General features: G+C 63.5%; 26 protein-coding genes. 2 read left to right on the plus strand and 24 right to left on the minus strand.

The window, feature by feature from the left end; translation table 11 throughout:
• Positions 1–8 precede the first annotated feature (8 nt).
• The 23 genes from rbfA to BHV64_RS10205 all read right to left on the minus strand — a co-directional run bounded on the left by rbfA (position 9) and on the right by BHV64_RS10205 (position 22402).
• A complete protein-coding gene (gene rbfA, locus BHV64_RS10095) occupies positions 9–350 on the minus strand; it encodes a 30S ribosome-binding factor RbfA (protein WP_015546836.1) in 342 nt (113 codons plus the stop codon).
• 12 nt (positions 351–362) lie between these two features.
• Positions 363–1172 carry an outer membrane beta-barrel protein gene (locus BHV64_RS10100; RefSeq protein ID WP_022061086.1) on the minus strand — a complete coding sequence of 270 codons (810 nt, stop codon included), beginning with the start codon at positions 1170–1172 and terminating at the stop codon, positions 363–365.
• 1 nt (position 1173) lies between these two features.
• Entirely contained in the window at positions 1174–3210 is a 2037-nt protein-coding gene (locus BHV64_RS10105; RefSeq protein ID WP_044054232.1) for an Ig-like domain-containing protein, read from the minus strand.
• A complete protein-coding gene (locus BHV64_RS10110; protein ID WP_015546839.1) occupies positions 3207–4160 on the minus strand; it encodes a hypothetical protein in 954 nt (317 codons plus the stop codon). The genes BHV64_RS10105 and BHV64_RS10110 overlap by 4 nt, the downstream gene beginning before the upstream one ends.
• Positions 4161–4167: 7 nt before the next feature.
• Complete coding sequence (gene folK, locus BHV64_RS10115; protein WP_022061088.1) at positions 4168–4659, minus strand: 2-amino-4-hydroxy-6-hydroxymethyldihydropteridine diphosphokinase; 492 nt, start codon at positions 4657–4659, stop codon at positions 4168–4170.
• A gap of 3 nt (positions 4660–4662) precedes the next feature.
• Positions 4663–5808 carry a DNA polymerase III subunit gene (locus BHV64_RS10120; RefSeq protein WP_022061089.1) on the minus strand — a complete coding sequence of 382 codons (1146 nt, stop codon included), beginning with the start codon at positions 5806–5808 and terminating at the stop codon, positions 4663–4665.
• A gap of 1 nt (position 5809) precedes the next feature.
• The gene (locus BHV64_RS10125) at positions 5810–5992 is read right to left on the minus strand and encodes a hypothetical protein (protein WP_195579215.1); all 183 of its coding nucleotides are present in this window, start codon (positions 5990–5992) and stop codon (positions 5810–5812) included.
• A 7-nt stretch (positions 5993–5999) separates the two neighbouring features.
• Positions 6000–6701: a peptidylprolyl isomerase gene (locus tag BHV64_RS10130; protein ID WP_147619723.1), complete on the minus strand. Its 702-nt coding sequence runs from the start codon at positions 6699–6701 to the stop codon at positions 6000–6002.
• A gap of 15 nt (positions 6702–6716) precedes the next feature.
• Positions 6717–8183, minus strand: a complete 1467-nt coding sequence (locus BHV64_RS10135; protein WP_138265702.1) for a lipopolysaccharide biosynthesis protein — start codon at positions 8181–8183, stop codon at positions 6717–6719.
• Between the two features lie 140 nt (positions 8184–8323).
• Positions 8324–8869 (minus strand): KdsC family phosphatase, encoded by a 546-nt coding sequence (locus BHV64_RS10140; protein WP_022061091.1) that lies wholly within the window; start codon positions 8867–8869, stop codon positions 8324–8326.
• Entirely contained in the window at positions 8845–9624 is a 780-nt protein-coding gene (locus tag BHV64_RS10145; RefSeq protein WP_217727619.1) for a Rossmann-like and DUF2520 domain-containing protein, read from the minus strand. The genes BHV64_RS10140 and BHV64_RS10145 overlap by 25 nt, the downstream gene beginning before the upstream one ends.
• A gap of 14 nt (positions 9625–9638) precedes the next feature.
• A complete protein-coding gene (locus tag BHV64_RS10150; protein ID WP_022061093.1) occupies positions 9639–10943 on the minus strand; it encodes a YhjD/YihY/BrkB family envelope integrity protein in 1305 nt (434 codons plus the stop codon).
• Between the two features lie 31 nt (positions 10944–10974).
• Positions 10975–11853, minus strand: a complete 879-nt coding sequence (locus tag BHV64_RS10155; protein ID WP_288115836.1) for a THUMP-like domain-containing protein — start codon at positions 11851–11853, stop codon at positions 10975–10977.
• The gene (locus tag BHV64_RS10160; protein ID WP_288115837.1) at positions 11768–13594 is read right to left on the minus strand and encodes a ComEC/Rec2 family competence protein; all 1827 of its coding nucleotides are present in this window, start codon (positions 13592–13594) and stop codon (positions 11768–11770) included. The genes BHV64_RS10155 and BHV64_RS10160 overlap by 86 nt, the downstream gene beginning before the upstream one ends.
• A 34-nt stretch (positions 13595–13628) precedes the next feature.
• Positions 13629–14030, minus strand: a complete 402-nt coding sequence (locus BHV64_RS10165) for a hypothetical protein (RefSeq protein ID WP_022061220.1) — start codon at positions 14028–14030, stop codon at positions 13629–13631.
• A complete protein-coding gene (locus BHV64_RS10170; RefSeq protein ID WP_015546846.1) occupies positions 14023–14448 on the minus strand; it encodes a phage holin family protein in 426 nt (141 codons plus the stop codon). The genes BHV64_RS10165 and BHV64_RS10170 overlap by 8 nt, the downstream gene beginning before the upstream one ends.
• Positions 14423–14896 carry a DUF6712 family protein gene (locus tag BHV64_RS10175; protein WP_147619712.1) on the minus strand — a complete coding sequence of 158 codons (474 nt, stop codon included), beginning with the start codon at positions 14894–14896 and terminating at the stop codon, positions 14423–14425. Before BHV64_RS10175 ends, BHV64_RS10170 begins: the two co-directional genes overlap by 26 nt.
• 511 nt (positions 14897–15407) lie before the next feature.
• On the minus strand, positions 15408–16634 hold the full coding sequence (locus tag BHV64_RS10180) for a phage portal protein (RefSeq protein WP_217727617.1): 1227 nt from the start codon (positions 16632–16634) through the stop codon (positions 15408–15410).
• A 69-nt stretch (positions 16635–16703) separates the two neighbouring features.
• Positions 16704–17681, minus strand: a complete 978-nt coding sequence (locus BHV64_RS10185) for a hypothetical protein (RefSeq protein ID WP_022062677.1) — start codon at positions 17679–17681, stop codon at positions 16704–16706.
• A gap of 185 nt (positions 17682–17866) precedes the next feature.
• Positions 17867–18739: a Clp protease ClpP gene (locus tag BHV64_RS10190; protein WP_118406357.1), complete on the minus strand. Its 873-nt coding sequence runs from the start codon at positions 18737–18739 to the stop codon at positions 17867–17869.
• A gap of 2 nt (positions 18740–18741) precedes the next feature.
• Entirely contained in the window at positions 18742–19002 is a 261-nt protein-coding gene (locus BHV64_RS10195) for a hypothetical protein (RefSeq protein ID WP_022062675.1), read from the minus strand.
• Positions 19002–21362 (minus strand): hypothetical protein, encoded by a 2361-nt coding sequence (locus tag BHV64_RS10200; RefSeq protein ID WP_217726913.1) that lies wholly within the window; start codon positions 21360–21362, stop codon positions 19002–19004. Before BHV64_RS10200 ends, BHV64_RS10195 begins: the two co-directional genes overlap by 1 nt.
• Positions 21353–22402 carry a hypothetical protein gene (locus BHV64_RS10205; RefSeq protein ID WP_217726914.1) on the minus strand — a complete coding sequence of 350 codons (1050 nt, stop codon included), beginning with the start codon at positions 22400–22402 and terminating at the stop codon, positions 21353–21355. Before BHV64_RS10205 ends, BHV64_RS10200 begins: the two co-directional genes overlap by 10 nt.
• 356 nt (positions 22403–22758) lie before the next feature.
• Here BHV64_RS10205 and BHV64_RS10210 point away from each other — a divergent pair, with 356 nt between their 5' ends.
• Together BHV64_RS10210 and BHV64_RS10215 are read left to right on the plus strand one after the other, a co-directional pair.
• Complete coding sequence (locus BHV64_RS10210) at positions 22759–23316, plus strand: MqnA/MqnD/SBP family protein (protein ID WP_118406358.1); 558 nt, start codon at positions 22759–22761, stop codon at positions 23314–23316.
• 69 nt (positions 23317–23385) lie between these two features.
• Complete coding sequence (locus tag BHV64_RS10215; RefSeq protein ID WP_015546853.1) at positions 23386–24369, plus strand: magnesium transporter CorA family protein; 984 nt, start codon at positions 23386–23388, stop codon at positions 24367–24369.
• Between the two features lie 111 nt (positions 24370–24480).
• Here the strand turns inward: BHV64_RS10215 and BHV64_RS10220 are convergent, their stop codons facing one another.
• On the minus strand, positions 24481–24954 hold the full coding sequence (locus tag BHV64_RS10220; protein WP_022061173.1) for an Lrp/AsnC family transcriptional regulator: 474 nt from the start codon (positions 24952–24954) through the stop codon (positions 24481–24483).
• Between the last annotated feature and the right edge of the window lie 2 nt (positions 24955–24956).

Here is a 24956-nt window from a genome sequence, read left to right on the forward strand (position 1 = left end):
CATAACTGTCAATCTTCTTTCAACGCCTGCTCTATATGCTCGATGTATTCGAGCGAATCGTCGAGCAGGAACTGAATTTCGGGGACGTTCTTCAGCTGGTTGCGGAGCCGCTGGCCCAGGGCGCGGCGGATGAACCAGTTCTGGTGTTCGAGCCGCTTCATCACCTCGCCGCTCTGCTCAAAGGGGAAGATGCTGACGTAGATTTTGGCGTAGCTGAAATCGGGGGATATGCGTACGGCGGTGACCGTTACGAGCGAGCCGCGCACGATCGGGGCGCCCTCCTTCTGGAAGATTTCGGCAACGTCCTTCTGGATCTGCTTGGCGATTTTCTGCTGACGGGTAGTTTCCATAATTTGTGTTTTTTACAGCCCGAATTTGAAGACCTCGCGGTTCTTCTCCTTCTTGGGTCTTGGTTTCCAGGCCTCGAAGCCCTGTTTGTTGAAGCGGTAGTTCAACCCCACGGAGATCATAAGGTTGTCGAGCGGCGAACGCAGCGGAGTGGCCCAGAAGGGATTTTCCGCGCCGTCGCTGTTGTTGTCGTAGTATTTGTTGCGGTTGCGGACGATGTCCGAATAACCGAACGAGTAGCGCACCCGGAAATTCAGCTCGAAACGGCGGATCAGGAAAGCGATGCCGCCGCCGCCCGCCAGTCCGTAGCCCCAGCGGTTGTCGCGCGCGAGCTTGAAGGGATAGTCGCCTTTCCAGCCGGCGGAGCCGTTGGCCCGGGCCTGCTCGTTCTCGTAGGTGGACGAGATGTTGTAGGAGAAGGTCGCGGCCGCTTCGAGGTAGATGCGGACGTGGTTGCGCAGCATGTAGAAGTGCGGCTGCCAGACGATCGGCAGCACGACGGAATTGACATGCCGCGTATAGTAGAGATAATCCTTCTTCTCCTCGACCTGCGAAGCGTTGGTCGCAAACGAAAAGCCCTGCTGCTGGAACTCCAGATCAATGCCGAAGCCCCCCACGAAGCGTTGCTTGCCGTAGTAGCGCCACGAAAGGCCCCCGCTGTAAAGTCCCCAGATCGCCCGCATCTCCTGCTGGGGCTGGAAGCGGCCGTTGCCCATGCCGTAGCCCACCGTGAAGCCGAGCGTATGCTGCGCCGAAGCCCCCTGCCATGCGGCGAGGGCCGCAAGGGCGAAGAGCGCCGTCCGGATATGTCGTTGCATCGTCATCTTATCTGAAATTATTGAACATCCCGCCCGCAGCGTTGAAGTTGCTGTTATTGTCGTTCTGCTGCCGGTTGCGGTCCTGATCGCGCTTCGGACCCTCCTTGGCCCGTTTCTCCGCCTCGCGGCGCAGACGCTGCGACTCGCGTTCGTCCAGCAGGCGCGAGAGCGACTGCATCGTGACCGGCGCGAAGATCCGGTTCATGTCCATCGAGAATTCGATCTCCCAGTTGGTCTTCGTGGCGAAGGTGTCCTCGCCCTGGTCGTTGGCGTAGATCTCGGCCCGCTCGGGCTGGAGACGTTCGACCACATTGCCCGAATCCCACTTGCCGTTGCCGTTGCGGTCCTCGATGACGCGGAACTTGATCTCGCCGGCGGGAACGTAATTGAACCGGATGTCGCCGGTCGTCACGTCCCGCTTCTCCTGCTTGAGCGCGTTGCTGCCGTCGAGCAGCTGGACGATATACTTCGTGCCGTCGTCGCGGCCCCTGACGTGGATGAGCACCGTGGCGAATTTCTCGGGGTCGAGAACCGTGTACTTCCTGATGATCGAGTCGTTGGAGAGGCCCGCAACGTCGGTAATGGCGCCCTCGGGGATGGTCAGCGTATACTGTCCGCCCAGCTTCCACGGGGCGCGGACCTGCCAGCGGCGCAGCATCCCCGTATCGCGCACCATGCGCACCGGAATATCCTCGATCGAGTTATCCTCGAGCACGCGCGTCAGCAGCAGTTCGGCCGAATCGAGCTTCACGAGCGGATAGTCGAAATCGACCGTCAGGTGATTCTCGGGGTTGATCTCGCCCGAAGTGGGCATCTTGAAGGCGAAGGGGTTCTCCTTCTTGGGTTCCACCCACTCCTCGCCCGCGGCCTCGGCCTTGCGGCGTTCGCGTTCGAGTTTCTCGCGTTCGCGCTCCTGCTCCTTGGTCTCGATCAGACGCCAGGCGAGCTTCAGCGGCTCGGTGACCTCCTGCAACTGGTTGACGGTGTCGTGTTTGAAATAGGTGATCTCGCCCTTGATCGTATCGGGAAGCGACGACGAGGGGACGTTGAACCACAGGGCGATCGTATCTCGGCCCACGGTCTGCGGATCGACGATCACCCGGTCGGCCGGAATGCTGTCGAAACGGAGCCGGGTGATCTTCGGACGCGCCGCGGCGAAGTAGAGCATCGCCTTGTGCTGCAACGGCCGCTCGGTCTGCGAAAGCACCTGGCGGCGGAACGCCTTGTCGGTGAACATGCGGAAATAGAGCTGCGGCTCGGCGGTCACGTACCGGCGGATCGAGTCGTACCACATGCCGAAATCGGGCATCTCGGCAGGGTTGTAGGTCCCTTCGAGGAAACCCACCTGGTCGCTGCCCGGCTCGTACATCTGATTGTCGTTCTTATCCTGAACGGCATAGACGCGGTAGGGGATCGGCTTGAGGTTCTGGGCGATGAAGATGCCGTTGTTCTCGGCACGGGCGATGGCCGCGGGTTTGTACTTGAAGATCGTGGAGTCGTATCCGGCGACCTGCTCGACCGAGTCGGCCGGGAAGAACCAGATGAAGCTCTTCGACACGGAGTCGGCCTTGTAACTGTCGGCCGTATAGCCCGAAAGGACCATCGAGTCGATCTCGGGACCCGTCGAGAAGACGTAGCGCATCGAATAGAGCGGGTTGCCCTCGTTGTTGTCGCGGATGGCGCTGCCGAAATTGAGCGCATAGGTCGTATTCGGGGCCAGCGTGTCGCGCAGCTGCACGACGATGCCCCGGCCGCGCAGGGTGATGAGCGGCTTTTTCTTCATCGCCGGCGAGGTGAAGAACTCCTTCTGCTGGTCCTTGAGCTGCACGAACTCATCGAACTCGATGTAGATCTTCCCGTGGCCGACCGTCGGCCGGCCGGTCGCGAAGTTGTCGGGCGTCATGTTCACGATGACGGGGGGCAGCGAGTCGCGGGGACCTCCCGTGGGGGTCATCATGCTCGCACAGCGGCTCATAAGGGCCGAAGCGAAGAGCAGCGCCACCGCAAGGCGCAGCACGTTAAGCATATGTCGCGGAGTGTTCATCGGCGTCGGGATTGTGTTTGGGGTTTCGTTTCAGGCGCGCGCGACGCATCGACGAAGCGCCAGCCGTCCTCGACGTAAATCCACGTCGCACGCCACGGACGGAAGACCACCGGCAGGGTCACGGTCTCGCCTTCGAGGTCGACCACCTGTTTCGAGTAGGCGTAGAGGCGGTTGGTGCGGTCGACCACGACCACCATCAGGGTCGAGGAGCTGACCTCCATCTTGTAAAGCCCGGTCTCCTTGTCCTCGTAGGCCGAGAACGGCGTGGCGGGCGGGGTGACGCCGGCGGTTTTCGCCGTGAGCTTGCCCGACACGGCATCGTCGTACGAGGCGATGTAGAACGCCGTGGTGTCGGCGGCATAGGCATACGCCTTCACGTTGGCGATCTCCGAGGTCTCGCCGCCCTCGGCAAGCTGGACCGAGGGGTCGATCAGGCAGTCGAGGTAGACGGGAGGCGCATAGAACTCGTTGTAGAAACTCCAGTTGCCCTCCTTGTAGGAAAAACCCTTCCAGGGTTTGAAAATCAGCGACACGTAGAGGTTGGGAAGGTTCACGTCCAATTCCTGCTGCGTATAGGCATAGACCCTGTTTACCGGGTCGACAGCCACGACCATCTGCGTCTCGGCCGAAAGTGGCATCTGCACCCAGCCCACGGTCCCCTCCCGCACGCAGGGTTCAGCCGCGGCGACCGGGGAGGCGATCCGGTCCGAAAGGTCGTCCTTCCGCGCAATGACGCCGTTGAGCGCATCCTCGTAGGAAGCCACGGTGTAAAAGGCCGTATCGGCGTCGAAAGCATAAGCCTTCAGCCCCTCGAACGGCTCGACAGGATCGACCGTCTGCGCCTGCGCAAGGGGTTTGAGGACGTAGTTCGTCTTGTACGACACGTCCTTGAAACACCCCGCGAGCAGCGCGGCGGCGGCCAGAAGCGGTAATATTCGTTTTGCCTTCATACCCGTTCTATTTGTTTCGGAGCGCGTCGAGCATCTCGCCGACGGTAGCTCCCGTCACGGGATGCCGCCGCTGGCGCATGATCTCGCAAAGCGGCACCAGCGCGAATTCCCGCTCGGCGAGCAGCGGATGGGGAACCGTGAGGCGTTCGTCGCCGATCACTTCGTCGTCGTAGAAAATGATGTCGATGTCGATCGGCCGCGAGCAGTAGACGGCTCCGGAAGAGGCCTTCTCGACCGCCTCGGCGGCGCGGTTGCGGCCCAGTTCCCGCTCGATCCGCTGGCAGGCGTCGAGCACCTCGTGCGGCGTGAGGTCGGTGGAGACCTCCAGCGCCTGGTTCGAAAAACGCTCCGCGGCCGGGAATCCCCACGGCTCGCTTTCATAACGGTGAGAGCAGCGCAGCACGGCCCCCACACGGGAGTTGACAAGCTGCTGCGCCGTTTGCAGGGTCCGTTTCACATCGCCCTGATTACCGCCTAAAAGAAGTGCCACACGTGCCATAAATCACAAATGTTTTATCATCTTGCTCACCGAGAGGGCAAAATGGGTGAATACGATCGTCGGATTGCCGTTCTGCGCAATCTGCGCGGCGGCGCTCTCGATCTCGGCGATCAGCGGCTCGATATTCCGCGGGCCGACGAAAGGGGCGAATTTCGAACAGAAAGCCAGCTCCTCGCCCCAGAGATAGCTGACCTCGCGGATACCGGCATGGAGCATGAAGCTCTCGCGCAAAAGCCGCGCCGCATCGCGCAGAAACGCCCGCTGCTGCTCGCGGGTGAGCTGCGCGGCATCTTCGGCCCAGGCGACCAGTTCGAGGTGCCGGTCATTGTAGCTCAAACGCATGAGGCTGCAAAAAAGGTCGAAATGCTCCTTGCGCATCGCATCGCTCTCGCCCGCCACCAGATGGCCCAGTTCCAGCAAATCGCCGCCTGCCAGGCGCGCCATGTTGCGGGCTTGCAGCGGATCGGCCACGCCCCGCTGCTGCGCCACCCGCTCCAGCACATCGGGCGCGATGCGCGGCACGCAGACCTCCTGCGTACGCGAAACGATCGTCGGCAGCAGGCGGTCGGGATGTTCGCAGACCAGGATGAAAAGCGTGCGGTCCCACGGCTCCTCCAGAATCTTGAGGATCTTGTTCGCGGCCTCCTCGTTCATCGCCTCCGGAAGCCAGATCAGCATGGTCTTATAGTCGGCCTCGAAACTCTTGAACGACAGTTTGCGGATGATCTCGTCGGCCTCGCGGGCCGCGATCATGCCTTTGAGCGTCTTGCCCAGGTCGAGGCGGTCGTACCAGTCCTGCGGCGAGAAGTAGCCCCCGCGCTCGGCGAACAGCGCGCGGAACTGCGGCAGGAACTCGTCGCTGCGCATCACCTCTCCCGACTTCTTGCCCTGTTTGTTGACCGGGAAAACCAAATGCAGGTCGGGGTGCGCCAGCGCCGCGATCTGTCGGCAGTCGGGGCATTCGCCGCACGAGTCGCCGCCCGAGCGGTGGCGGCAGCAGAGATACTGGACATAGGCCACGGCCACGGCCAGCGCCCCGGAACCCGCCGTACCCGTGAAGAGCTGGGCATGGCTCACGCGACCGGCATCGACCGACTGCGTCAGATGCCGTTTCAAATCCTCCTGTCCTGTAATGTCCGCAAAACGCATTTTACTCCTTATTTTTCATACGCCGGAAGGTCTGCACCCCGGCAATCGTCAGCAAACCCGCGAAAACCACCGCGAGGATCACGGTCTGCGCCGTGCCGCGCTCCAGCTGGAGCGCCCCGGCCCCGCAGAGGAAAAGCGCGAAACTGGCGCCCATCACGGCGATTTTTCCGGTCGTCTTCTTCATGTTCAGTCTATTTTCGAACCGCTTCGGCCCGGATGATCCGCACGTCCTCCAGCGGCCGGCCGGCCGAATCGGTCGCCACGCCCTGAATGGCCTCCACGATCTCAAGCCCCTCGGTCACACGGCCGAAAACGGTGTACTGTCCGTCGAGGAACGGCGTGCCGCCGGTGGTTTCATAGATCGTCCGCAGGGAATCGGGGATCACGATCTCCCCGTTCGTCGCAGCGGTCACGCTCTGCTGAATCCGGTCGAGCGTCGCGCCGTCGAAGGGCTTGCCCCAGACGATGTAGAACTGGCTGCCGGAGGATTTCCGTTCGGGGTTCACCTCGTCGGAAGTCCGGGCCGCGGCCAGCGCGCCGCGCGTATGCGCCAGCGCCGGATAGACGATCTCGGCGGGAATCAGGTAGCCCGCATCGGACTCGCCCAGCATCGTGCCCGCCGGGGCGCGGCGCGAGGCGGGATCGCCCGCCTGGATCATAAAATCGGCGATCACACGGTGGAACAGCACCGAATCGAAAAATCCTTCGCGGGTTAGTTTCAGGAAGTTGTCCCGGTGAAGGGGCGTCCGCCCGTCGAGTTCGATGCGAATGTCGCCCGCCGTGGTATGCAGCAACACCTCGGCCGGGCCTTCCGGACGGGACTGGCCGCAGGCGGCGAGGAGCAGGAGGGCCGAAGCCGCGGCTGCGATTCTGGGGAAAAGTCGTTTCTGCATACTCCGATTCACTTTTTACCTGTGCAGGAATGCGCGCAGCATCGCCCCCAGGTCGATCCGCTCGCGGCGGACGAGGTAGGCGGCATACAACGCAAAGAGCACTATATTAAACGCATAGCTTACAAACATATTGTCCGCAGAGGCGGTCAAAGCCTCGCAAACGGCGAAAACCGCGAGCGCCGCGGCGACGTATTCGCCGATGCGCCGCCAGTCGTAGGGCGTCGGGTAATAGCGGCGGTTGAGCCACCAGCTGACGGCGACCATCACCGTTTCGCTCGCCAGGCGCGCCCACGCGGCCCCGTAGTAGCCCCACAGCGGGATGAGCCAGAACCCGAAAGCGACGATGGCGACCAGTCCCGCACCCGTGACGACGATGGCCAGCGACGTGCGCTCCTCGCGCTTGTACCAGAACGAGAGGTTGAGCCACACGCCCGTCAACACGTTGGCTCCGAGCACCACCGGAAGGATGAAGATCCCCTCGCGGAAACTGCGCCCCACGATCAGCGCAAACACGTCGCGAAACAGCGCGATGCCGAGGAAAATCAGCATCGAGGCCATGACGTAGTATTTCAGCGCCGCGGCGTTCATCGCCACGAAGTCCGATTTCCTGAAGTTCGAGAGGAAGAACGGCTCGGCGGCCAGGCGGTACATCTGGTAGAAGAGCATCATCACCACGGCGATCTTCGTGATGGCCCCGTAGATGCCCAGCTGGGCCATGGCGCCCTCGGGAACGAGGTACTTGATCAGCTGCCGGTCGATGAACTCGTTGGCCGTACCGGCAAGCCCGCCCACCAGCAGCGGCAGCGAGTAGGCGAAGATCGCGGCGAGCAGCGCCCAGTTGATCTTCGGAACGGTGCGGTCGGCGGTCCCGAGGATCGCCAGCCACGTCACGACGCTGGCGATCAGGTTGGCGACGAAGACCCATCCCACGCCGAAGTCGGTGGCGAACAGCCCGGCGGCGCCGAACCCGAAGGCCAGCGCCACGTTCAGAACGACGTTCATGGCTTTCAGCCCCACGAACGTCATGGCCCGGCCCTGTTCGCGCAGCCGCGAGAAGGGGATGCAGGCCCAGACGTCGAAAAGGATGATCAGGCCGACCCAGACGACGTATTCGGGATGCGCGACATACGCCTCGCCCATCATGCGGGCGATGCCGTCGCGGAAAAAGGCCGTCGCCAGGAAGAACACCGCCGCGGCGAGCGACGTGACGCCCCACGTCGTGGCGAAAAGCCGCCGCTTGGCCGCCTTCACATCGCCGCCCGCCTCCTCGGCCTTGGCCGAAAAACGGAAATAGCTCGACTCCATGCCCATCGTCAGCAGCGTGAGCGCCAGCGGGATAAGGGCATAGATGTCGGTGACGACGCCGTAGGTCTCCTGCCCGAACACACGGGTGTAGTAAGGCGTGAGCAGGTAGCTCAGGAACCTTACGACGATGGTGCTGATGCCGTAGACGGCAGTTTGTTTGGCCAGTTTTTCGAGCATGACGGAGGCTTATAGCCCGGCAAAGATACAAATTTTAGCCGGAAACCCCGCATTGTTTCCCCTTCTTTCAGAGAAAGAAGGGAAAGGCGGCCGCGCCTTTTCGTCGGCCGGGAAGGGAACCGCGTCTCTTCCGGAACGCCTTACCGCGACGCCGCGAGCGACGAGGGCGTGACGCCCTGCGAGTCGCGCGCCCAGTCGCCGCGGGCGCGGAGCACCTGCTCGACGATGTCGCGGACGGCCCCTTCGCCGCCCCGGAACTCCGAGACGTAACGCGACGCCTCGATCACCTCCGCCGCCGCGTCCGCCGGGCAGACCGGAAGGCCCACTTCGCGCATGCAATCCAGATCGGGGATGTCGTCGCCCATGTAGATCACGTTGGCCGGATCGAGCCCCTGGCCCGCCATGTATTCGCGGATGGCCGTGATCTTGTCCATGCAGTCGACGTAGAAATGGTCGATACCGAGCATCCGAAGGCGGTTTTCGAGCGTCCGGCCCCGGCCGCCGGTGATGATGCAGACCTTGTAGCCGATCTTGATCGCGTAGGCCAGCGCATAGCCGTCCTTGGCGTTGTAGCGGCGGATGAAGTCGCCGTCGGGCGTGGGGATGATGCCACCGTCGGTCATCACGCCGTCGACGTCGAAGACGAAGGCTTCGCAGCGCGCTATATCTTCTTTGAAGTTTCCCATATGCTTTGACTTATCGTTGAGTAGATGTTTTTCAGTCGGAGGTCGAAGGCCAGCAGGTCGCCGTGGCGGGCCTTCGTGGCGAAATCGTTGCGCACGGCGGGTCCCGTCTGCACGTCGAGCGGCGAACGGGCGTCGCAGGCCTTGGCCGCGGTTTCGGCGATCAGCGGTTTCAGCACGTCGAAATCCAGCCCCGCACCGCGGACGATACGTTCACCCACGGCATACATGTGATTGGCGAAGTTGCAGGCGAAAACCGCCGCGAGATGCACCTTGCAACGCTGTGCCGAGTCGGCCCAGATGACCGTCCCGGAGAGTTTCCGGGCGAACGCCTCCAGCTCCGGACGCAGTTCGGGCGACGGCGCTTCGAGAAACACGGGGATCACGGAAAAGTCCGCTTCGCGCCCTCTGGTGAAGGTCTGCATCGGATAGAAAACGGCACGCCGGGCGAATCGTTCGGGGATGGCCGTGACCGGCACGCTTCCGGCCGTGTGGGCCACCGCAGCCTCTTCGGGAATCGGGAGCGTTGCGGCCACCTCCGCCACGGCGCGATCGCTGACGGCGATCAGGTAGATGTCGGCATCCTTGCGGAGCATTTCGGGGCGCGTCTCCCAGCCGGTCGCGGCCAGCTCCGCGACGATGCGCGCCCGCTCGGCGTTGCGGGCGAAAATCTGCACGAGTTCCAGTTCGCTCTTGGCGACGGCGCGGGCCAACGCTTCCGCGAGGTTCCCGCTGCCGATGATGACGGTTTTTTTCAATTCAGAATTCATAATTACAGCAGGTCGGTCAGCCGCACGTTGTCCTGCGACCGGCGGGCCGACTCTTTGAGCGTCTCCAGTTCGCGGTCGATGCGCGCCAGTTCGGGCGTCTGCCCGAGGTCGAAAGTGGTCTGCCCCGACCGTTCGACCGCCTCCAGCACGCCGTAGACGGTCATCGACGCGATGTCGTGCGCCGGAGTGAAGGCCGTTTCCCGCTCGCCGTCGCCGCTGCGCACGGCGATCAGCTGCCCGGCCTGCACGAGCTGGAACAGCACGTCGTTGACGATGCGCGTGGGCAGGTCGAGGCGTTCGCGGATCTCGTCCGCAGGCAGCGCCCCGCCCCGGTCGCGGAAATTCCGCACGACGGTGAGCATCACCGCGAGCAGCACCTTGCGCCGCTGGTCGTAGCTGATCAGGAGCGATTCGCGCTCCTCGCCGAAACGCGCGATATTCTGATAGGCGAACGACAGCTCGCCGCCGAAAAGGAGTATCTCCCACGAGGTCTGCATCCAGATCAGCAGCAGCGGCAGGGCCGCGAAACTGCCGTAGATGGCGTTGTACGAGGTCATCCACCGCTGCACGTAGACGTAGCCCCACTGGAAGAGCAAGAAAATCGTCCCGGCGACGATGCCGGCCATCAGGGCGCTGCCGAAACGCACTCTGGCGTTGGGTATGACGATGTAGAGGAAGGTGAACATCACCCAGATGACGATCATCGAGGCAAGGTGCGACAGCAGGTTGAAATACCAGCTGTCGTCGAATCCGAGCAGCTGCTCGGCATAGTTGCCCACGGCGTTGGCCACGATCCAGAGGATCGGCACGATCATCACCACGGCGATGTAGTCGGTCCACTGGCGGGTGATGCTGCGCTCGACCTTGACCTCCCAGATGTTGTTGAAGGCGCTTTCGATCGACCCGAAGACCCGGATCACGGCCCAGAAAAGCATGACCAGCGCCACGGCGGCCACCACGCCGCCCTGCGTACGTGCCAGGGCGTTTTCGGCGAAGTTGACGATGTAGTCGACAATGTCGGGGTTTCGGGGGAAGAGACCGTAGAGGTTTTCGATCAGTCCGTCGGCCAGCCCGAATCCTTTCACCACGGCGAATACCACCGCGAGAATCGGCACCAGCGACATCAGCGTGTAGAACGTGAGCGCCGCCGAACGGACGATGGTTCCGTGTTCGAGCAGGCCGCGGGCCGTGTAGAACAGCAGGCGGTATTGCTGCACGAGCCACCGCACGACGGGGTTGCGCCATTCGGTGACGTCGCGCCGGAAAATCGTGTCGGTGAAGTATGTCAGAAAATCGCTGAATTTCATAAGTCGCAGCCTGGCAATCAGGCAAATGTAGCTATTTTAAACGGATAACCCAAAAATCGTTCCCGATTTTCGTGAAGGCCAGCCGCAGGCCGGCCCCGGCATGCAGCCCCAGGCGGCGCATCAACTCCTCGGCGGCGAGCGGGAAATCACGCTTGAGCACCTCCGCCCCGCGGCCTTTCAGTTCGCGCTTGAGCCGTTTGGGATCGTAGGGTTCGATGCTTTCGACGGCAAAGGTCCGTCCCAGCACGCCTTCCGGCTCCTCCACGGCGAACCCGTAGCCGTTGTCGCTCCAGATGTCGGCTTTTCCCGCAAGGTGAATCCGCGCGAGACGGGCCTTCTGCAACGACACGTCGGGGATCACCAGATAGCCGTAACGCTCCGGGTCGAAACGGCCCGGAGGGGGTGCGGTCTCGCCCGGAGCGGCCGAAAAACTCCCGCGCCCGAGAGCCGTGGCGGTGACGAGCGGTCCCGAGCCGTCGTCATAGACCACGACCTCCTTGCATTCGTCGCCGAGCGAGAGCACCTCCACGCGGCTGTCGGGAAAGAGCCGGAGGGCCTCGCCGACGTCGAACAGCGGGGAGTTCTTGACGCACAGACGCCCCGAAACCTGCTTCAGACGCGGCTTCAGGGCGACGATGTCGGGCGAACAATCCTCCAGCCGCACCAGTTTGCGGCCCTTGTCCGAGCGGCGGTCGGGATCGGCGTAAATCCAGTCGAAACGCAGGCCGTCGCGTCGGAGATACTCCTCGGCGGAGGCATTCACTACGTCGACATTCGCGACGCCCATTCTGGAAAAATTCTCCGCGGCCACGCGGGCCAGCATTTCATTGCGTTCGAGCGTCACCACACGGCGGAAGCGGCGGCTCAAAAAAAGGGCGTCGGCACCCAGCCCGCAGGTGAGGTCCAGCACCGTGTCGCCTTCGAGGAGTTTGTGGGCGGCGCACGCCTCGCTCGACGCCTGCTCGAAGGCCAGCGGCGGCAGGATGCACTGCGCCGCGGCGTACGAAGGGAGTTTCTGCGCGGCCCGCGCGAGGTATTTGACCTGCGTGGCCACGAGCCGGGCGTGGGGGACGGTGCGGTCCAGAGCCACCTCCAGCGGGTCGCGGCCCCGTGCAGCGGCGACGGCGCGCCGCACTTCGTCCGTGAGCAGGAGGGAATATTCTTCGGGGGTAATCACGTCCGCAAAGGTACGTTTTTTTCGGTTCGCCGCTCCACGCCGCAAGGGTCGCAAGCGCAAAAACGGCGTAGACCGCCGCCGTCGGCCATCCGCCGAGGGTGTAATCGGCCGCACCTCCGGGCAGCGAGGCGGTCAGCCGGGCCAGCGCGCTGATCCCTTCGGCGGCGCTCCCCGTGACGAACCCGAACGCCGGGGCGAGGAATCCGACGGGTGCGAGCATCCACAATGCGCCGCCGAACACCACGACCCCGGCCAGCGCGATGGCCAGCGGATTGACCACCAGTCCGGCCAGCGGCACGACGCCGAACGTGTGCGAAACGAGCGGCGCAGTGGCGGCAGTCGCCACGAACCCGATCAGATAGGCGTCGACGACGACGTTCACGCCCTTCCACCGGGTCCGGCAGCGGCGGCAGAGCGGCACGCCCCAGGCGAGGATGGCCGCCACGGCGACGAACGACAGCTGAAAACTGATGTCGCCCAGCCAGTTGGGATTCCAGACCAGCATCCCGAATCCCGCCGCGGCCAGGGCGTTCAGCCCAACGTATTCCGACGCCGAGGCCAGCGCCGCCTGCAGGACCGTGCACATCGCCGCGGCCCGGACGGCGCTGGGCGGAAACCCCGCCGCCGCGACGAAAAGCCACACGGCAACGGCCGCCAGCAGGTTTTTCAGCAGGTGTCCCCGCCTGAAAAGCGGCAGCCACCACAGCGCGAGATTGACCAGCGCGAAAACGATCCCCGTGTGGAGTCCCGATACGGCCAGCAGGTGCGACAACCCGCTCCGGGAGTACGCCGTGCGGAGTTCGGGCGTGACGCCGCGCCGCTCGCCCGCCGCCATGGCCTCGACGACGGCCGCAGCCCCGGCGCTCATCGGCAGCCGGGAGAGCCTTTCGACCGCCCTGCGGTGCAGGCCTGCATGCCGGTCCGGAAGCCGTTCGAGAAGCGTCCGCTCCGCAATCCACAGGGTTCCGGCGTAGCCCCGCCGCGCCATCAGGCGGCGATAGCTTTCCGCACCGCCGCGAAACGGCCGCACCGCGCCCCGGCAGCGGATGCGCTCCCCGGCATGCAACCCCGCAAGCGAATCGGCGTATAGCCGGATACGGGCGTCCGAAGCGTGCCAGCGTCCGTCGGCCGGATCGCGCCATGCCGCCACCGACGCATCGGCGACGACATAACGGCCCCGGTCGGCCGGAAACCCCTCGACCGTGACCTCATAGACCGTGTGCACGCCCCGCGGCACGGTGGCCCGGGGCGCACGGAACTGCGCCGCGGCGAACCCCGCCGTGAGGATCATTGCGACCGTGGCGGCCGACGAGCGCAGCGACAGGGCCAGCACGCCCGTCACGACGAAAGCCCCTGCGAGAAACCACAGGGGCAGTTCGTAGCGGCCCGCCAGCGCGATTCCCGCGGCGAAAAACACGAGAATCTTGAGCATCGGCATACGGTCGAGCCGGTCGGGCAGGCGGGAAATCTTCATCCGGACAGTCTATTGAGCCGTAAAGATAGCAAAATCAGTCGGAAAACAGCGCCCAGCCGCGCTCGATTTCGCCGCGGTCCGCCGCCGTGCCGTTTTCCACGCGCGAGATGGCGGCGGCCAGGGGGATCATCGTCGCCGGGTCGAGCGTGTCGAGCGGCTCGTCGGGGTCGATGCCCGTGTCGGCGGCCACGGCGCGGATGTAGGCTTCGGTGTGATTCTCCACGGGCGGCGCCCAGCGGGAGATCATCCCGCGGACGGTCCGCAGGCCGTGGCGGACCCGGTAAGTATGCAACAGCACGAAGACGGCCCGGTAGCCCCAGGCCAGCGACTCGAACTGCTTGAAGGCCGGGTCCCGGGAGGGCTGCACTTCGCCCTTGTAACGCACCTTCGACTGCCGGATGTTCCCCGGATTGCAATTCGACAAACCCCTACTCATCGCCTGCCTCCTTCCGGATGCGGCGGTGCACGTAGCGGCGCAGCCAGCGGAACAGCGGAGCGTCGGAGAGCTGCGCGGCGTTTTCGAGAAACGACCACAGCTCCACGCCGCAGGTGAACCCCGTAAGAAGCCGCGCGAGGTTCAGCCGCATGAAATCCAGCACGCAGCTGTCGATCAGCCACGCCATCGAGATCGCCGTGAGCGCGAGGGCGAGCTTGAGCACCGTGCGCCACGCCTTGCAGCTCTCGAAATACCATGCGCGCCCTTCGCGGAGGGCCGCAGCGCGGTCGGCCGCCACTCCCGAGAGGAAATCGACGCCGATGAAGACGACGGTCGTGGCCGCCAGCGGCCCGATCGGTGCGAACAGCGCGGCGATCCCCGCCGCCACGCCGCTAACGAATCTGAACAAAGCCTCCATCGGTCGTACAGCGGTTGAAGATGTCGTTCTCGGGATCGTATTCCGGGAATTCATCCCGGTGTGCGCGAAGGTGCTCCGCAGCGCGGTGCAGCAGCATGCGGGCCTGGGCCAGCAGGGCGCGCCGCAGGTGTCGGCGGGCCGTGTCTCCGGCCGGCTGGGCATAGGCGGATTTCGGAGCCGTCGTGCCGCACTGCCCGGTGCGGACGTCGAGCCGCGGCTGGAGGACGGCGCGCGTGAAGAGGGCTGCCGGGGAGGCGAGGTATTCGGTCCGGAAGTCGGGATAGGAGCCAGCGAGGAGCTTTTCGTAGAGCGCCCGTCCCACGACGGGAACGATGTGGCGCTGTTCGGCTCCGGCAATGTCGGCTTCGGCAATGATCTCCGGCGGCAGGTATTCCCCTTCGCCGAAGGCGAGTTTCAGCACCTGGAGGGGTGTGACTAACGTATTCATAAGGTGGAAGGTTAAAAGTGAAAAGTTGAAAGTTTGCCGATGTCACGTGATGAGAATCCCGCTCGGCAAAAAGCGTAAAGCGGTTTGAAACCGCTTTTAGGGGCGACGGCAGGATACTGCGATCCCGTTCTGTGCAAGCACCCATAAAACAGGCGTCTCACGCCTGCGCCGCCTTTGGCGGCGAAAGATCCCGGCCCGATGCCGGAGCCGTGAAACGAAGGCCCGGCTAAAAGTGGCAAGAAACGGGGCCGGTTTGCTTGCAAACCCGCGAATAGGCGCCCGTTTCGAATACCTTTTTGCGGAAAAAAGGTACAAAACACCCGCGACATCGTCGCGGCTTTCTCTGTACTTTTGATGGCAACCGACGCACGCAGCACGAGCAGAGACCGCTTGCGGGCTATGCCGTGCCAGAAGGAGGAAAACGAGCGTAGCGAAGTTAAAAGCGCCAAAACCATCCGCATGTCGCTTTTCGCGGCAAAAGCGGCAGAATGCCCCGCGGAAGCTATGCATTTTATTCGATACTTCTAATATTATACTTCGTAATTTCGGATAAAAACGCCTGCTGGCGTTCATCCTCCGGGTCGTAGTCGAGTCCGTCGGCCTTGCGGGCCTCCCAGACCTTCATGTAGATGGGTTTCGAGCGGGTCGGCGGACGGTTGACGATTTGCAGCGACGTCGTGTCCAGCCCCAGCACCGAGGCGATGACGGCGCGGATCGGCTCCGTCAGTTCGTCCTGCTCGGCGAGGATCACCGTGTTGAGCGCCACCTCGTATTCGTGCAGAATGCGTTCGGCGCTGAATCCCGCAGCGTAGTCCAGTCCGCTCAGCGTCCGGAACCACGAATGGGCCACGACGATGTCGCCGACGGCCTGTTCGTGCAGCGCCTGCCAGTCGCCCTCGTTCTGCGCGGCAATGGGGATGAAGCGCGAATTGTCATCCTCGCCGCCGTCGCGGATGACGAACATCACCTGCCCGGGGTTCCCGGCGAACTTCTGTTCGGCGAGCCGCACGATGCGTTCGGCCTCGGCCTCGTTGTCCACCGACGAGTCGAGCATCATCACGCCCGACAGCTGGAACGAATTGTCGAGGCGCGAGATGTTCCAGCGGTCGGTCTTCCAGGCGATCGCCGAGACGCTGAACCCCGCGATGTAGGGCGGCACGCCGTAGTGTTCGAACATCGGTTCGTAATCCTTGTAATGGACGATCGAGCGCAGCGTGCCGTCCTCCTGCGCTTCGAAGTCGGGGTAGAGCGGCAGCGAGCGCGCCTCGGCGGGCTTGAACGCCGCCCAGTCGTGGTGCAGCAGGATGTGCTTCGAGTCGCGGGTCACGCGGCAGCGCGAGGCGTCCTGGTGGTAGAGCGACAGAAAGGTGTGCCCGGGGTCGGTGACCGCTTCGAGGAACGCGTTGCCGAACAGCGACTTGTCGAAGGCCAGTTTGCCCAGCACCTGGCGAAGGCTCTCGCCCCGGCCGTTGACGCACCGGACGAAGGCCGCCAGCTGCGGCTGCTGCGCCTCGTCGCACGTGAATCCCTTGCCGGAGATGTAGTCGGCCTTGTCGTTGATGATGCGCCGGTGGGTCGTCGAACGCCGGGCCATCAGCGCCAGCGCCGCCGGGAAGAGGTTGTCGTCGCCCCAGCGCCAGAATTTGTCGCTCTCGACCCGCGACGAACCCAGCGCATAATAGGGGTCCGTGCGGTCGGCAACCCCCACGGCCGTCTTGATTTTTTTCGTTTTGCTCATGGCGTTTTTCGGATTTCAGGGACGCGGCATCCGCGGGGAAAGCCCCTGCGGATGCGCGTTCCCGGGTTTTTACTGCTTGTATGCAAAGGAGATCAGCGCCTCGTCGAGGATCTGGGTTCCGGCCATGAAGACCGCACGCTGGCGGTTCTCCATCTCGTCGGGGTTGTACCACATGCGCACCTCGTTGCCGGGCATGTCGGCCGTGTTGACGGCCAGCACGAGGTTGCGGCGGTCGGTGAGCATGACGAACGACTGGCGGAAGGAGGTGGCGCCGAGGTAGCTGCCCAGCCTTACGTCCACGACCGGAATTCCGTGGTAGGCCAGCGTCCGGCGGCCGTTCATCGCATCGGCGTAGGCCGCGTCGGCGCCCTTTGCATCGAGGTACTTCTCGTAGAGGCGGTAGATGTCCGACGAGACGAAGTAGGCCAGCCGGTCGTCGGCCTTGAGGCCCGGGATGCGGGGATCGGCCCCGGCCCACAGCTTGTCGAACAGCTCGACCACATAGGCCGGGTCTTCGAGCGCGGCCGCCTGGTAGGAAAAGTTATAGACGCCGTCGTCGTCGACCAGACCGTTGATGCGCTTCAGCAGTCCGTCGAAGGTGTTGTAACCCGACGCCGCGGAGGTGTCGCCGATCCACATCGTGACGCGGATATTCTCGGCGAGGGCCTGTTTGAAAAGCGCCGTTTCGGCCTGTTCGAGCTCCGTGCCCGAGAGGTCGTCCATGTGGGTGTTGACCAGCGACGAGACCTTCTCGTAGACCATCGAGAAGTAGTTGGCGGCCGAGAATCCCAGTTCGGCCTTCACCCGGTTAAGATTGACCGTCTTCTCGTACTTGGTCGCCGCTTTGCCCCCGGCCCAGCCTGCGGAGGTGAATTTCTGGAGGATGTTGCGCTGGCCGTCCCAGAGCTGGACGTGCGTAGGCTGGGGCATGTTGTAGAGTACGCGCACGCCGAGGTCCTGCGCCGACTCCCCGGTGAGCATCGGGCGGAAGAAGATGTTTTCGAGGTCGGAACCGGTGTACTGTTTCGAATTTTCGAGGTAAGTCATGGTTGTTTTTGGTTTTAAATGGTTGATGAATTTGGTTGTTTGTTTTGCCTCCGCAGGGCGGGTATCGCCGGACTTCCATTTTAGGCCGAAACCTCCTTTTGTTCCTGACCGGCAGATTTTCGATTCGCCTCCGGTGAATCGGCAGCCCGAAGCCCCCCTGCTTGGCAATTCTCAATTCTTAATTTTTAATTGCGCATGCGCCTGGCGTCTTCGGCATAGGCGCGTTCGTTGGCCGAGCGGACCGTGTCGCCGCAGGAAGGGTCCTCGCGCGGCTGCGTGGAGGTCGGCGCGGCCTGCCGGCGGGCTTCGTCGGCCGCAACAGCCGAACGGCTGCGCAGAGCCTGCACCTCCCCGTCGAAATGGAGAACGTTGCGGTCGGCGGGAAGCGCCGGGCCGGGCCGCAGACCGATATTGGCCAGCAAACGCTCCCAGCCCCGGGCGATATTCCGCGCCAGCGAGGACGCCGGCTGCTCCGCAGCTTCGACCACTTTGTCGGCCAGTCCCGCCGCAACGGCCTCCTCGGGTGCGAGCCAGCGGCCGTTGCCGTTGTTCTCGGCCATCAGGGCCTCGAACTCCGCGGCCGGACGCCCCGAACGGGATGCATAGACCGCGGCGATACGCGCATCGGTCTGGTGCAGCAGGTCGATCTTCCCGGCGATCTCCGCGGCATTTCCCTCGGTCGAACAGATGGCCGTGTGGATCAGATAGAGGGCATTGGCCGACAGGAGACGGCACCCCTCCGACGCCGCCTGGGCGATGATCGTCGCAGCCGAGGCCGTATAGCCGTAACAGCGGGTCGTGACCCGCGCCGGGAGCTGCCGGAGCGCGTCGTGGATCAGCAGCGCGTCGTTCACGTCGCCGCCCGTCGAGCGGATGTTGACCACCACCTCCGGGGCCTCGATCTCCGCAATGCGCCGCAGGGTGTCGCGGAAACGCTCGTAGGTCGCCACCCGGGCGTCAGGCTCTTCGAACTGCCACTCCTCGGGTACGCCGATGGTCCCTTCGATGTCGATCTGGCAGACCCCGGCCGTGTTGTTGATTTGAATTTCCGATTTCATGATTAATGTTTGTAAGTGTTGTAAAATGCGTTGCGCACCTTCTCGTAAGAGCAGCAGAATTTCCCGGCTGTGACCTCGAAGGCTTCGCAACGGGACATGCCCTCCTTTTCGAGCCGCCCGATTTCGTCACGGATCGCGCGCTGTTCACACCCCCGGCGGCTGACCAGCCCCAGTTCGAACAACCGCAATACCGCCTGCCGGGTCGTAAGCCCCCGGACCTCCCGAAGCACCGCTTCGGCCAACAGTTCGTCGTGCCGCGTCATCAGTCTTCCATGAGGCGGTTGAACGTGCAGCGCACCGAGGCTTTCGCCGGGTCGTAGTCGCCAACGGCGTGCAGCGCGGCCCGCACCACGCCCGCTCCGGTATCGATGCGGAAGACCGAACGGATGTCCGGCGCTCCCGTTCCGGGCGTCAGAAGGGCTTCGAATTCGTGAGGCGCGAGCCGCAGCGAGAGGATGATCCGCTCACGGGAGGCCTCCCGGCGCACCTGCCCGTCGTAGAAGCGGTGCAGCCCCTGTTGTCCGTCGCGGTCCTCGAAACAGAGCGTGAACCCCTCCGCAGCGTCGTCCCCCGCGAAATGGAACGCCGCGAGCGGATACTCCGAACGCCCCGAAGGATACCCCCACCGCTCGTCGCCGGGCAGCGGATGCATCCCGGCGTAGCGGACGATGCGGAGCGTGAAGTTGGTCCCGTCCTCCTCCGCGTCGTCGCGGTCGCCGACCTCGGGAATCAGCGCCGACGGCGCATTGAGGTAATGCCCCGCGGCATTCAGCGAGGGACTGAACAGCGGATTGCGCAGCACCTTTTCGCCCTGCATCGCGGCGTAGGAATCCGCCGCAAAACTCCACGCCCCGAGCGGAGCCTCCTCCCCGGCGTCGAAGCGCGCCACCGCGCCGTCGCCGTCCCGGTACCGCCACGTCCGCACCTCGTGAATCTCCGGGGCGACCGGCCGCCGCTCGACAGGCTGCGAAAAGTCCGTCCTGCCGCTCCAGTCCGTCTCCGGTCCCGCACCGAAAAACTCCCCTTCCGGCTCGATCCAGACCCTCCGCGTCGCCTCCTCGGTGTAGAACCGCAGGTTGAACAGATGCGCAAGGGCATCGAGCAGTTCCGACTGCCGGATGCGGTGCTGCGCCACATCGGCGAATGCGATCCGCGACCCGAATCCCGGAGCCGAGAGGAAGCGCGGCCGCAGCGAGCACTCCTTGTGCAGGGTCAGCGCCATCCCGGGCTCCGCCCCCGCGAAATAGATCAGATTGAAATACTTGGGCGATGCGGGCGAAACGCTCTCGGCGGCCGTGCGGAGCCGCACCTCGACCATCGTCTGCCCCGTCTCGCCGACGTAGCCGTTGTAGAGCGCCCAGTCGCCGCGGTAGGCGACCCACTGCGAACCGCTGCGGACCAGCAGCACGGGATCGACGACGGTCCCCGAGGCCGGGGTGGTGACCTGCGCCGAACGGGCCGCAAAGTCGGTCCACACCGTGCCGGGCACGCCGTTGCGGGTGTAGGTCAGGCGGTACTGCGCCCCGGCGAGGTGATCGAAAACCAGCGCGCGGTAGGTGAAATTCGGCGCAACGGCCTCGCGGAGGTCCCTGTACCGGTTGGCCAGCTCGAACCGGAACTCGGCCCCGGGACCGAGATACACCGTATCGAAGCCCTTGAGCCGCGTCCGCGAGACGATGCGGTGGGCGGTGGTGTATTTCAGGCGGTATTCGAACCCGACGCTGATCTCCGTCGGCGGCGTGAAGACGATCTTGCCGTTGTCCGTCGAGAAACAGTTGCCGTTGTTGAAAAGCCCGTCGATCGCCTCTCCGTCGGCGTCGACGCTCTGGGGCGTGGCCGTGTCGACGATGTTGCCCACGGTGTTGGCGACGGCCTTGGGGTTGGCCGAAACCCGCCCCAGTTCGTTCGCCGCAGCCGTCGCCGGAGCCAGCCGCCGCGCCGAGAAGCCCATGCGGCCGGCCGCCGCCGTGGTGTCGCGCGAGGAGTAGGCCCCGCTCATGTAGAGCGACCGGAAAAACGCCGATTCGAAAAAGCGGCTCTTCACCTCGTAATCCGCCTCCCGAAAAATCTGCCCGACGAGCGTGGCGACGTGCAGGAACGGATGGTAGTCCTCCACCGAGAGCAGGCGTTCCGCCGGAAGCAGGTCCGAGGAGCTGTTCTGCCGACGGTATTCGTCGCGGTGGATGGGGAAGAACTTCACCGGGGAGTCGTCCGTCCAGCTCTCGACGATCGCCGTCGGGGTCAGGACATTGTCCCACGCCACCCCCAATCGGGAAAACATGCGGCGGGCGGCATTTTCGGCCCATCCGGCCCCTCCGTCGCGGATTTCGAGCGTGTACCCCTCTCCCGACGCGGCCAGCAGGCGCACCGTTCCGCCGATCAGCGCCGAACCTTCGGCCGACAGCTCCGCCGTGTGGAGCGCGTCGTTGAACCCGCCGGCGGCGTGCGGATCGCAGGCAAACCCCACGAGCGCATCGTTGCGCGGCGTCGCGGGAATCGGGATTTTCAGCGACCGCCCTTCGCGGCAAGCCTCCGGATCGGCGAGCCGTGCGGCATCGTAGCCGGGAACGGCAATGCTCCCCGCCTTCAGGTCGCAAATCTGTCCGTCGATTTTCAGTTCCATGCTGCGTGTTTTTTACGTTTGGGGCGAATGGCGATCTCCAGACAGCTCAACGTGCCGCGCCGCTGTACGACGGCCTCTTCGGTGGCGATGTCTACCGGTATATAGCACTTTTCAGTGACGATCCATGCCGCTGCCGTCGCTGTCAGTTCGGCCAGCGGCTCCAGCATGCTCCGGGTCTCGTAGGCCGATACGAGCACTATTTCGCGGTCTGTTTCCGCCGCCGCGACCACACGTCCCTGCGGACCCTCCGCCTCGCGCCTTTCGGTGCGCACGGTTGTCGTCCGCACGATGGGAAAGGTGTAGTGCTCGACCGATCCGGCGCTGCTCCGCCAAGCCAGCCGCACCTGTCCCTGAACGGCCGGAGTCACGGAATAGACGACCGTGCCGCACGTCCCGGCATCGACCGTCACACGCTCCGCGCCCGGGAAATCGCGCATGTCGAGACGAAACAGGTGCAGCCCCGCCTCGCTCGCGCGGTAACTTTCGGCCGTCGCGGTGTCCCCGGCCTCGGCCGTCACCGTCACGATGCAGGGTCCGTCGGTCAGCAGCGTCAGTTCGTCGCATGCATCCTCCGGGATCAGACGCACGAGCGGCATCGAGGTCCGCAGGCCGGGCGTTCCGGGGGCGTCGCCGGGCAGAAACGTGCGCGCCGGAGCGATCGCCGCGGCCGCTTCCCCATCCGTCCCGGCAACCTCGACGACGGCCGTGACGGTCCGTCCTTCGGCGGGGTAAAATCCGGTCCGCCCCGTTGCGGGCGTGAAATGCAGCCGTCGCCGGAGGTAGGGCGCCGCATCGAACGCGGCCTCGGCGACGGCCGCAAAACGTTTTGCACCCAGCAGCGCACTGCCGTCGCCGACCGGTCCGCGCGTGCCGGCTCTGTCTGCGCCGCCGGGCGAGACCGCCGCGCCGATTCCGGCTGCGGACCCGGCCGCCGCATCGACGATGCGGATGTCGATGTTTCCGGCCGTCTCCTGACTGACGGCGTAGCGGAGTTCCCCGCCGAGCGGGGCGTACTGTTGCGGAATTCGAGTAAATAGCATAATGGATTTTTAAGAGAGATGACTGTATTCATTCGCCGCAGGACACGGCGCAATGCGGCATGCGGATGCTTTTGACACTTCCGGCATCACAGGCACAGAGGCGACCGGATTGTTGACAACGGGTTTAAAACTTGTCGATAAATGGAGATAACAATTCACAAAATGCGGAAACAGAAGCGTTTCCCGATGTTGATAACTTTGCCGTCCCTGCCGGCCGGCTGTGAATCGTACGGCAAATATACGACACCGGACACCCCCTTGTCAAGACCCCGATGCACTTTTTCCAGATTTTATAGAAAAACTTCGGGATTTTGTCGTACCTTTGTTTCGCAAACCAACAGTTTTACACCTTATGGATGATGGTCATAGTTCCACGTATAGCCGTCGTGTCGTGCTTCAGCACGACGCCATTCATCTATGGTATCCAGCACGAAGATAACCTCCGCGCCGGATTGCTGTTGTCCGACCCCGCCGAAACAATCCAAGCCTTTTCCGAGCACAAAGCCGACATCGCCCTGATTCCGGCCGCCGCCATGCCGTCGCTGACAGACGCGCGCATCGTCACCGAATACTGCGTCGGAGGCGTTCCCGCATCGAAGGAGGCCCTGCTCGCCAGCGACGACGCGCTGGTCGGGGCGTGGAAACCGTTCGGAAAACTTCCCTGCGCCTTCGCCGTCTGGGCGGCGCACGCCGACACGGACCCCGACGCCGTCGAGACCTTGCAGCATGCCCTGACCTACGGACTCGAACACGGCTACGAGGCGATTCTCGAATCGGCTTTCGCGGCCGATCCCGGGCGCGCCTACGCGGAACTCGCACATTTCGACTACATCTTCGACAATCAGAAAGACAAAGCGCTGAAAAAGTTCTGGAACTCGGGCCTCAAGGCGGTTCCGAGAGCCAATCCCGGCTGAAGAGCTTAGCGGACCGGAGATCCGCCTCTCTGCACGTAAACGGATTCACGAACTTTAAGAGAGCGTCTTATGATTACAATTTACCTCAAGCAATACAACAAGATCATCCGCAATGCCGACACCAAGCTCTTCGATGAACTGGGCTACGACGACATCCTGTGGATCGACATGTTGCTGCCCACGATCAAGGAGCAGAAGGCCGTCGAGAACTTCATGGAGATCAGCCTCCAGACCAAACAGCAGGTCGAGGAGATCGAGTCGACGTCGAAATACTCCGAGAACGAGAACTCCATCATCTCCAACTCCAACTTCTTCGTCCCCACGGGCGACTCGTTCATCGTCGAACCGGTGTCGTTCATCATCTCGAACGAGGGTGTGCTGGTCTCGGTGCGCAGCGCCGAGTTCCGGACCTTCCGCGAGACGGAAAAACGGCTCCAGATGAACTACCGCAGCTATTCGACGGGTTACCACCTCTTCATTTCGCTGCTGGAGGTGCGCATCGACTTCGACGCCGACCTCGTGGAGCTGATCGCCAAGCAGGTCGCGGCGCTCTCGAAGGACATCAACTCCGAGAATTCGATCGACAAGGAGGTGCTGCACCGCATCAGCGCGTTGCAGGAATCGACCATGTCGCTGCGCGAGAATATCTTCGACCGCCAGCGCGTGCTGTCGGGCATCCTGCGTTCCGAACGTTTCCCCAACGACATCTATCCGCGCCTGCAGCTGATGATCAAGGACGTCAACTCGCTGATCAACCACGCCGATTTCAGTTTCCAGCGACTGGACTACATCCAGGACGCGGCGCTGGGTCTGATCAACATCGAACAGAACGAGATCGTCAAGATCTTCTCCGTGGCGGCGGTGATCTTCATGCCCGCGACGCTCATCGCTTCGATCTACGGCATGAACTTCAAGTTCATGCCCGAACTGGACTGGACGCTGACGCTCGGCAACGGCTGGAACATCCCCTTGGGCTACATCTTCGCCATCGGGCTGATGATCTTCTGCTCGGCCCTGACAATCTGGTACTTCAAGTACAAAAAATGGCTCTGACAGTTCAAGTTCCGGCAGGACGCGGATTGCACCGAAACACACAAGGGGGCTGTATTGTATACAGCCCCCTTGTGTGTCGTCAGTACGGAGATACCTCCGGCAATCTGCAACCTATTCGTCGATAAAGTCGATATTCACCTCGCGCTGGAACACCTCCTGCAACGAAATGTTCGTCTCGGTGGTGGCGATGCCCTGAATGCGCAGAATGCCGTCGAAAATCGTACGCATGAGGTGTTCGTTGTCCACGCAGTAGAGTTTGACGAGGATGTTGCCCTTGCCGGTGATGAAATGCGCCTCGACGATCTCGGGAATTTTCCGCAGTTCCTCGACGGTCTGTTTCAGCAGCTGCGGGTCCTTGAGCGTGATGCTGATGTGGGCGCAGACGTCGAAGCCCATCATCTTGGGGTCGACGATCAGGCGGCTCCCGAGAATCACGCCCGACTCGTCGAGCTTGCGGATGCGCTGGTGAATGGCGGCGCCGGAGATGCCGCATTCGCGGGCGATCTCCAGAAAAGGCATGCGCGCATTCTTGATGAGGTATTTGAGGATCTTGCGGTCGATCGCGTCCAATGCGGTTTTAGCCATGG

This window comes from Alistipes sp. 56_sp_Nov_56_25 (genome assembly GCF_001915285.1).
Lineage (GTDB): Bacteria > Bacteroidota > Bacteroidia > Bacteroidales > Rikenellaceae > Alistipes > Alistipes shahii.